General features: G+C 69.3%; 8 protein-coding genes. 3 read left to right on the top strand and 5 right to left on the bottom strand.

What is annotated here, in order from left to right; all coding sequences use genetic code 11:
- The 3 genes from AC07YH_RS24810 to AC07YH_RS24800 form a co-directional block, all read left to right on the top strand.
- The coding region (locus AC07YH_RS24810; RefSeq protein WP_420652015.1) for an EF-Tu C-terminal domain-related protein at positions 1-99 on the top strand (99 nt) is incomplete at its 5' end.
- A 171-nt stretch (positions 100-270) separates the two neighbouring features.
- Positions 271-1,257, top strand: a complete 987-nt coding sequence (locus AC07YH_RS24805) for a sensor histidine kinase (protein ID WP_494749569.1) — start codon at positions 271-273, stop codon at positions 1,255-1,257.
- A gap of 10 nt (positions 1,258-1,267) precedes the next feature.
- Positions 1,268-1,945, top strand: coding sequence for an O-methyltransferase (locus AC07YH_RS24800; RefSeq protein ID WP_494749568.1), 678 nt, complete (start codon positions 1,268-1,270; stop codon positions 1,943-1,945).
- 148 nt (positions 1,946-2,093) lie between these two features.
- Here AC07YH_RS24800 and AC07YH_RS24795 read toward each other — a convergent pair whose 3' ends face one another.
- The 5 genes from AC07YH_RS24795 to AC07YH_RS24775 are packed head-to-tail and all read right to left on the bottom strand — an operon-like array spanning position 2,094 to position 8,755.
- Positions 2,094-2,570: a GNAT family N-acetyltransferase gene (locus tag AC07YH_RS24795; RefSeq protein ID WP_494749567.1), complete on the bottom strand. Its 477-nt coding sequence runs from the start codon at positions 2,568-2,570 to the stop codon at positions 2,094-2,096.
- A complete protein-coding gene (locus AC07YH_RS24790) occupies positions 2,570-5,701 on the bottom strand; it encodes an efflux RND transporter permease subunit (protein ID WP_494749566.1) in 3,132 nt (1,043 codons plus the stop codon). The genes AC07YH_RS24795 and AC07YH_RS24790 overlap by 1 nt, the downstream gene beginning before the upstream one ends.
- Positions 5,701-6,774: an efflux RND transporter periplasmic adaptor subunit gene (locus AC07YH_RS24785; protein ID WP_494749565.1), complete on the bottom strand. Its 1,074-nt coding sequence runs from the start codon at positions 6,772-6,774 to the stop codon at positions 5,701-5,703. Before AC07YH_RS24785 ends, AC07YH_RS24790 begins: the two co-directional genes overlap by 1 nt.
- Entirely contained in the window at positions 6,771-8,246 is a 1,476-nt protein-coding gene (locus AC07YH_RS24780; RefSeq protein ID WP_494749570.1) for an efflux transporter outer membrane subunit, read from the bottom strand. Before AC07YH_RS24780 ends, AC07YH_RS24785 begins: the two co-directional genes overlap by 4 nt.
- 5 nt (positions 8,247-8,251) lie before the next feature.
- On the bottom strand, positions 8,252-8,755 hold the full coding sequence (locus tag AC07YH_RS24775; RefSeq protein WP_494749564.1) for a MarR family winged helix-turn-helix transcriptional regulator: 504 nt from the start codon (positions 8,753-8,755) through the stop codon (positions 8,252-8,254).
- Positions 8,756-8,774: the final 19 nt, after the last annotated feature.

Raw genomic sequence — 8,774 nt, 5'->3', positions numbered from 1 at the left:
CTGATCACCCCGATCGCCATGGACCAAGGCCTGCGCTTCGCCATCCGCGAAGGCGGCCGCACCGTCGGCGCCGGCGTCGTGGCCAAGATCGTCGAGTAATCGACCGTCTTCAGCACACGCTGATCTGAACTAAGCGAAGGCCCCGGAGAGCGATCTCCGGGGCCTTTTGCTTGGGCGCCCAAAGCCTTTTTGCTTCGCCACTATGTCGGCTGGTGGCTTGACGGCGACGCTGTAAGGGCTCAGCACCGTTGAACGGTGGGAGCGTATAATTTGGACTGGCGCCGCAAGATCAGAGGCAGTCACGGCGCGCGCTACGGCCTGGCGTTGCTGGCGGCCGTCCTGTCTGTGCTGCTGCGGTTCGCGCTGACCGGCCTGTTCCCGCCCGGCTTTCCCTACGTGACCTTCTTCCCGGCCGTGGTGGTCTGCGCCTATTTCCTGGGCCTGGGCCCGGCGATCGTCTGCGCCACCCTGTGCGGGCTGGCGGCCTGGTACTGGTTCATCCCGCCGTACGGCGGCTTCGACCTCTCCCTGCCGGTCGCGATGACGCTGGTCTTCTATGTCTTCGTGGTCTGGATCGATCTCTTCTTCATCGACGGCATGCGCCGGGCCCTGGACGACCTGGAGGACGAGCGCGAGCGCTACGCCGCCCTGGCCGACAGCCGCGACCTGCTCTATCGCGAACTTCACCACCGGGTGAGCAACAACCTGCAGGTCGCCGGCGCCCTGCTGCGCCTGCAAGGGCAGGGGGTCACCGACGCCGACGCCCGCCACGCCCTGTCCCAGGCCGGCGAGCGGATCGAGGTGATCGCCAAGATCCAGCGCGAGCTGCACAACCGCACCGGCGACCCCGTGCCGTTCCGCACCTTCGCCGACGCCATCCTGTCGGGCGCGGCCTCGGCGGCCGGCGCGCGGGTGGCCCTGAGCCTGGAGGGCGGCGAGCAGCCCCTGCATTCCGATCAGGCGACGCCGGTGACGCTGGTCATGCTGGAGAGCTTCAACAACGCCCTGGAGCACGGCTTCGGCGAAGGCGGTTCGGGGACAGTGACGGTGCATCTGGACCAGTCCGGCGCGGTCCATGTCCTGACCGTCCGCGACGACGGGGCGGGACCGCCGGCCGGCTTCGATCCCGCCAGCTCCAAGAGCCTGGGCCTGCGCATCGTCCGCGCCATGGCCCAGCAGTTGAACGGCAAGTTCGAAATGGAGCGGGAGGGCGGGTGGACCGTCTGCCGCCTGAGCTACGCCCCCAGGTTCGACTGAGGAGACCAGGATGCGCGTCCCTGACTATCCGCTGGCCGACGCCGACAAGTGGGGATGCGTGGACGGCTACTTCGCCGCGCTGCTGGCCCCCGAGGACGCCGGGCTGAAGGCGGCGCTGGCGGCCAATGCGCAGGCCGGCCTGCCGGCGCACGACGTCTCGGCGACCCAGGGCAAGATGCTGGCGCTCTATGCAAGGATGACCGGCGCGCGGCGGGTGCTGGAGATCGGGACCCTGGGCGGGTACAGCACCATCTGGATGGCCCGCGCCCTGCCCGACGGTGGCCGCATCGACACCATCGAGTTCAGCGACCATCACGCCGACGTCGCCGCCGCCAACCTGGACGCGGCGGGGGTGGCGGACCGTGTCACCCTGCACCGAGGCGCAGCGCTGGAGGTTCTGCCGACCCTGGAAGGTCCGTTCGACCTGATCTTCATCGACGCCGACAAGCCCAACAATCCGAACTACCTGGACTGGGCCCTGAAGCTGTCACGGCCGGGAACGGTGATCATCGGCGACAATGTCGTGCGCGGCGGGGCGGTGGCCGATCCGGAGAGCCAGGACCCCAACGTCATCGGCGTCCGCGCCTTCCTGGCGATGATCGCCGAGAATCCGCGCCTGGACGCAACCGCGATCCAGACCGTGGGCGAGAAGGGCTGGGATGGCTTCGCGCTGGCGATCGTGCGGTAGAGGGCAGTTGCTCCCTATCTTGTCATCCCGGAAGCCTCGCAGAGGCTGTTCGGGACCCAGGGGGTGCGTGAACGCTGTGCCGGCCGCCCCTGGGTCCCGGACAAGCCCTGCGGGCTTTCCGGGATGACAAGGGTTTTGGGCTGAGGCTCTAGAGCACCAGCCGGTAGAACCGCGTATCCACCGCCATGCGCGGGAAGGCCGCGGGCAAGGCCGCTGTCTCGACCAGCTCAAACCCGTTCTTCTCATAGAACCGGTGGGCGGCCTTGAAGGCGTCCGTCGTGCCCAGCCAGATGGCCTGGACGCCCCGGTCGCGAGCGTGGGCCAGGGCGGTGTCGAGCAGAGCCTGAGCGGCGCCGACAGGCCCTCGGGCGATCGGCTTTACGAACATCTTGCGCAGCGCCACCGCGCCCTCGCCGATGTCCTTCAGGGCGATCGTGCCGACCGTTTCGCCGTCCAGTTCGGCCAGCCAGAACTGGCCCGCGCCGGTCTGATACCAGCCCTCGATATCGGCCAGGTCCGGCTGGTCGGCGGCGGTGATGGCGACGCCGAATTCCTCGCGCTGGATCGGCAGGATCACCCCGACGACGGCGTCGTCATCGCCGGGGCGAAACGGCCGGATCAGCACTAGAGGCGATCCACCGGGACGGTCTGCGCCTGAGCCTCGCGCGGCGTGGTCATGCGGGCCAGCTTGGGCGCCAGCCAGCGCTCGACGTCATCGACGATCTCGTAGACCACCGGCACCAGCACCAGCGACAGCACGGTCGAGGTGATCAGGCCGCCGATCACGGCCACGGCCATGGGTTGGCGGAACTCGGAGCCGGTGCCGATGCCCATGGCGGTCGGCAGCATGCCGGCCATCATGGCCAGGGTGGTCATGACGATCGGACGGGCCCGCTCGTGACAGGCGTCGATGATCGCCTGGCGCTGGGTCATGCCGTCGCGTTCCTGCTCGATGGCGTATTCGACCAGCAGGATCGAGTTCTTGGCCGCCAGGCCCATCAGCATCAGGAAGCCGATCAGCGACGGCATCGACAGCGACTGGCCGGTGACCAGCAGGGCGAAGAACGCGCCGCCGATCGCCAGCGGCAGGGCCGACAGGATGGTGATCGGCTTGAAGAAGCTGCGGAACAGCAGGATCAGCACGCCGAACACCAGGCCCACCGCCGACAGCAGCGCCACGGCGAAGCCGGTGAAGAGCTCGACGAAGGCCTCCTGGTCGCCGGCCGTGGCGGGGCCGACGCCGGCGGGCAGCTTTTTCATGGTCGGCAGGTTGCCGACGTCGGTCATGGCCTGGCCCAGCTGCGCGCCGTTGTTGAGGTCGGCCTCGATGGTCACCTGACGCTTGCGGGCGAAGCGGTCGATCTTGGCCGGACCCGCCTGGAACGACAGGTCGGCCACGGTGTCGAGCCGGGTCGTGCCGCCGTTGGCGGTCGGGACGCGCAGGGCGCCCAGGGCCTCGAGGTCGCGACGGCTGTCGGCCGGCAGGCGCACGCGGATCGGGATTCGACGCTCGCCCTGGGTCATCTTGGCGACGTTGGCGTCGATGTCGCCGACCGTGGCCACGCGGGCGATGGCGGCGATGTCGGCCGAGTTGACGCCCAGGCGCGCGGCCTCGTCGGCCTTGGGCCGGATCAGGATCTCAGGACCCGACGGCGGCGAGGACGGACGCGGATCGGCGACGGTCGAGAGCTTTTGCATTTCCTTCTCGATCTGGGCGGCCGTGCGTTCCAGCAACGGGCCGTCCTCGGCGATCAGGATGGTCTGGACCTCCGACGTGCCCCAGTCGCCCAGCAGGTTGACCCGGGCGTCGGGGATGTCGTGCAGGCCGTTGCGGACCGCCTGCTTGATCTCCGTCACCGTCATGTCGCGCTTGCCGTTCAGCACGATGGTGATGGTGGCGTCGCGGATATCCGTACCGCTCTGGCCGCCCCAGCCGCTGCCGATGTTCGAGCCGACCTGGGCGAAGACGTGAGCCACTTCCGAGCGCTTGCGGAACATGGTGGTCACCGACTGGACGGTGCGCTCCATGTCGGCCGTGGTCGCGCCGGGCGGGCCCTGGACCTTGAGGTAGTAGTAGTTGTTGTTGGCCGCCGGCTGGAACGCTGTGGGCAGGAAGCCGGCCAGCATGATCGAGCCGACGAAGATCAGGCCGCCGATGATGCAGGCCAGAATCCGGTGGTCCAGCGACCAGTCCAGGACGTTGCGGTAGAAGCCCTTGAACTCTTTCCGCGGGTGCGGGTCCTTGGCGGGTTTGAGGAAATAGGCGGCCAGCAGCGGGGTCAGCAGGCGGGCCACGACCAGCGAGAACAGCACCGCCACGGCGACGGTCAGGCCGAATTCCTTGAAGAACTGGCCGGGCGTGCCGGGCATGTAGGACACCGGCACGAACACCGCGACGATGGTGAAGGTGGTGGCCACGACCGCGAGACCAATGGCGTCGGCGCCCTCGATCGCGGCCTGGAACGGACGTTGTCCGCGCGCCACGCGTTTCTCGATGTTCTCGATCTCGACCACGGCGTCGTCGACCAGGATGCCGATGACCAGGGTCAGGGCCAGCAGGGTCACGACGTTCAGCGAGAAGCCCATGATCGCCATGAAGGCGAAGGTGGGCACCAGCGACACCGGCATGGCGATGGCGGTGATCAGGGTGGCGCGCCACTCGCGCAGGAACAGGAACACCACCAGCGAGGCCAGCAGCATGCCTTCCAGCAGGGTGTGCTCGGTGGCGGCGAAGCTGGCGCGGGTCTCGTCGACGGTCGAGAAGATTTTTACGAACGACACGCCGGACTGCTTTTGAGCCAGGGCGTCGATGGCTTTCTTGACGTTGTCCTCGACGGCGACGTCGCTCGAGTCACGGGTCTTCATCACCTGGAAGGCGACGACGGACTTGCCGTCCAGGCGAGCGAAGCCGCGCTGCTCTTCCGAACCCTGGCCCACCTGGGCGACGTCGGTCAGCTTCACATAGCGGCCGCCGGCGATCGGGATGGTCAGCTGGCGCAGCTGCTCGACCGTGGTGGCCGCGCCCAGCACGCGCAGGGTCTGCTCGCGACCGCCGACATTGGCGCGGCCGCCGGGGGCGTCGACGCTGAAATTGGCCAGGGCCGTGTTCAGCTGCGGAGCCGTCACGCCGAACGACGCCATGCGGTCGGGATCGATGATGACGTTGATCTCGCGGTCCACGCCGCCGACGCGCGCCACCTGGGCCACGCCCTTTTCGCCCTGCAGGGCGCGGGTGACGGTGTCGTCGATGAACCACGACAGCTCCGTGGCGCTCATGTTCGGCGCCGAGACGGCGTAGGTGATGATCGGCGCGCTGGTGATCTCCAGGCGCTGGACGATCGGCTCGTCCACTTCGCGGGGGAGGACGGCGCGGGTCTGGTCGACCTTGGAGCGCACCTCGTCGGTGACCTTCTGCAGGTCCTCGCCGAGATTGAACTCGATCGTCGTGGTCGAGGCGCCCTGGACCACGGAAGACCTGATGGTCTTGACGTTGGAGATGCTGGCCACCGCGTCCTCGATCGGGCGGGTGACCTGGGTCTCCATCTCGCCGGGCGCGGCGCCGCTCTGGGTGACCGTCACGGTCACGGCGGGGAACTCGACGTTCGGGAATTGCTTGATGGGCAGGCCGAGGTAACAGCCGATGCCGGCGATCATCAGGGCGATGAACAGCACCGCCACGGGGATCGGATTCTTGATCGCCCAGGCGGAGATCTTCAGTTCGCCGGTCTTGTGACCGGCATTGTGGGTGTCAGCCATCAGCGGGCCGCCTGCGGGTTAGGACGAACCACGTCGCCATCGGTGACGAAGGAGGCGCCGCCCAGGACGATGCGTGTGCCGGCCGGCGGGCCCTGGACCAGCTGAGCCCAGCCGCCGCCCTTCTGGCCGACCTTCACCCCGACCATGTGGGCGCGGTTGTTGCTGTCGACGGTCATCACGAACAGGCCATCGGCCTCATAGCGGATGGCGGACTCGGGGATGGCGGTGACCGCCGCGCCCGAGGCGCCGAAACTGGCGCGGCCGAAGCCGCCGGGGCGCAGGTCGTCCCGCACGGGCAGGCGCACGCGCACCTTGCCCAGGCGGCTTCCGCTGTCGACGCGGGGACTGACCAGGCGCACGACGCCCGAGATCGACTGGCCGCCGGGCAGGGACACTTGCGTCGCCTGGCCCGCGCGGATGCCGGCCAGGTCGGCCTCGTTGACCTCGGCGTCCAGCTCCACGAGGCCATCGCGAGCGATGGTGAACCACGGGGTCGTGCCGCCGCCGGCGATCTGGCCGGGCTGCACGCCGCGCGACAGCACCCGGCCGCTGACCGGCGAGGTGATGGTCATGCGCGAGACGCGGGTGCGCAGCTCCTTCAGCGCCGCTTCCTGGGCCTTGGCCTGGTAGCGGCGGGTCTCGATCTGCTCCTGGGACAGGATGCCCTGGCCGTCGATGCCCTCGACGCGCTTGGCCTCGGCCTGGGACTGGGCGGTGACGGCGGCCTGCTGCTCGACCTGGGCCTTCAGCAGGGTGTCGTCCAGCTGGACCAGCGGCTGGCCGGCGCGGACCCAGTCGCCTTCGTCGGCATAGAGCCGCGCGACGCGGTAGCCGGTCAGCTCCGAGCCGACGGCGGCTTCCTCGCGTGAGACAAGCTGGCCCGAGGCCTCGACCCCGCCGCCCAGGGGGCGGGTCTCGACGCTGCCGATGCTGACCGTGCGCGCTTGCGCGGCGGCGGTCTTGGCGGGGGCGGCGTCCTTGTCCTTTTTCCCACCGCAGGCGGTGAGGCCCACGGCGGAGCAGACCAGGGCGGTGGCGATCAGGTAACGGGTCGTCATCGGGGCGGGTCTCATTGCGCGGAGGGCTTGCTGGGGATGCTCTGCGGGGACCAACCGCCGCCGAGCGCCTTGTAGGTCTGGACGGCGCGTTGCAGCGCCTGGGTCTGGGCCCCGGTCAGGGCCGTGCGGGCCCCGCGCCAGGACTGCTCGGCCTGCAAGGCCGTGGTCAGGTCGGTCAGGCCCATGGCGTAGCCCTTGCGGCTGGCCTCGTAAGCCACGGCGGCGCGGCGCTCGCCGGCGGCCAGCAGGGTGACGCGACGCTCGTCCGCATCCTGTTGGACGAGAGCGCTTTCGGTTTCGCCGAACGCCTTCTGCACCGTCTGCTCGTAGGTCACGGCGGCCTGCTCGACCTGGGCGCCGCTGACCTTGATGTCGGACATCAGCTTGGGGATGTTCAGCACCGGGATCGACAGGTTGGCGCCCAGGGTCCAGGCCGAGCTGGTAGTCGAGACCGCCGAGCCGGCTTGCAGGAAGCTGGGATTGATCGACTTGGAAATCCCGACGCCGGGCGTCAGGGTCAGGGTCGGGAACAGGGCCAGCTCGCTGATGTTCAGATTGCCCGAGGCCGAGGCCAGGCGGGCGGCGGCCTCGCGGACGTCGGGACGGCGGGCCAGCAGCTCGGCGGGCGCGGCGGCCGGGACCGGCGGCGCCTTGATCAGGATCGGCTCGACCGGCAGGCTGGCCAGCGGATCGACGCCCTTGCCGACCAGGATCAGCAGGCTGCGGCGCGAGGCCTGCAGCTGGGCTTCCAGCTGGGCGACCTGGGCCTGGGCCTGGGCGAGGTCGGCGGCGGTGCGGTCGCCTTCCGAGGTGGCGGAGAGACCGCGACGGCCCTTCTCGTCGGACACCTTGAACAGGTTCTCGGCGATCGTGGCGTTGGCCTTGGCGTCTTCCAGCTGCACGGCGTAGCCGCGCGCCTCGAAGTAGCTCTGGGCGACATTGGCGGCCAGGGCGGCGCGGGCGCCTTCATACGAGAAGCGGGCGGCGGCCAGATCGTTGTCGACCACCCGGCGGGCGGCGCCGCGACGGCCGATCAGGTCCAGCTCCCACGAGACGTCGAAATTGGCCGAATAGGTCTTGCTGACCCCGCCCTGGGTGAAGCCGCCGGCCCCGGTCTGGTCGATGATGTGGGTGTCGGTGCGCTTGGCCGAGCCGGTCAGCGGCGTCTGCGGGATGTAGATCTGGCGGATCTGGCCTTCGCGAACGGCGCGGGCCTCGTCCAGGCGGGCGGCGGCGAGGCGGGCGTCGGGGGCCTGGGCCAGGGCCGTCGTGATCAGATCGTTCAGGACCGGATCGTTGAAGGCGGTCCACCATTGATCCAGGGCTTGCGACGCCAGGATCTTGCCGGCCGGGGCCTCGTAGGCGTTGGGCAGCTTCAGGTCGACCTGGCGCGCGGGCGTGGTGCAGGCCCCGAGGCTAAGGCCAGCCAAGGCCAGGAGGGCGAGGCCCGAGGTCGGAAGACGGCGTGGCGGGTGCTGAGGAGGCATCGGGCTCAAGGGTTTTCCGGGGACGCGGGGGGCGGGGTCGCCGCATGGCGGTAGACGGCGATGACCTGGTCCAGGAAGGTCTCGACGACATCTCGTTCGGCCTGGGTCATGCGGGCGAGGGTCTCGTCCATGGCGTTGATCACCGGCGCGAACTGTTCGAAGGCGCGCTCGATCGAAGCTTCCGTGGGAACGACGAAGATCTTGCGACGATCGTCGTCCATCCGGCGCCGCGAGACATGTCCCGCGCGCTCCAGGCGATCGACGATCTGGGTGGCGGCGGCGGTCGAGACCTTGAGGCAGCCGGCCAGCTGGCTGGGCGTCAGCGGACCGTCTTTGACCAGGTGCTCCAGGGCCGCCATGTCGGTGACGTTCACGCCCAGGGCCTCGCCGATCTTCTTGCCGATCTCGCGATTCAGCATGGCGATCGCCTTCAGGCGCTGAGCGATGGGGTCGCTCGGCACGTGGGCTGGTCCCCAGCGCGGATCGGTCGAGGGTAGATCGCAGGTCACGGTCGGATCGATATTATTA

The organism is Caulobacter sp. GW456-12-1-14-TSB4 (genome assembly GCF_059424195.1).
Note: the sequence above shows the minus strand (reverse complement) of the source record. Positions and strands in the feature narration are given on the sequence as shown.

Coding starts and splice junctions, on each gene's coding strand:
- AC07YH_RS24800 (WP_494749568.1), top strand. CDS start 1,268: ATGCGCGTCCCTGACTATCCGCTGGCCGACGCCGACAAGTGGGGATGC.
- AC07YH_RS24790 (WP_494749566.1), bottom strand. CDS start 5,701: ATGGCTGACACCCACAATGCCGGTCACAAGACCGGCGAACTGAAGATC.
- AC07YH_RS24785 (WP_494749565.1), bottom strand. CDS start 6,774: ATGAGACCCGCCCCGATGACGACCCGTTACCTGATCGCCACCGCCCTG.
- AC07YH_RS24780 (WP_494749570.1), bottom strand. CDS start 8,246: ATGCCTCCTCAGCACCCGCCACGCCGTCTTCCGACCTCGGGCCTCGCC.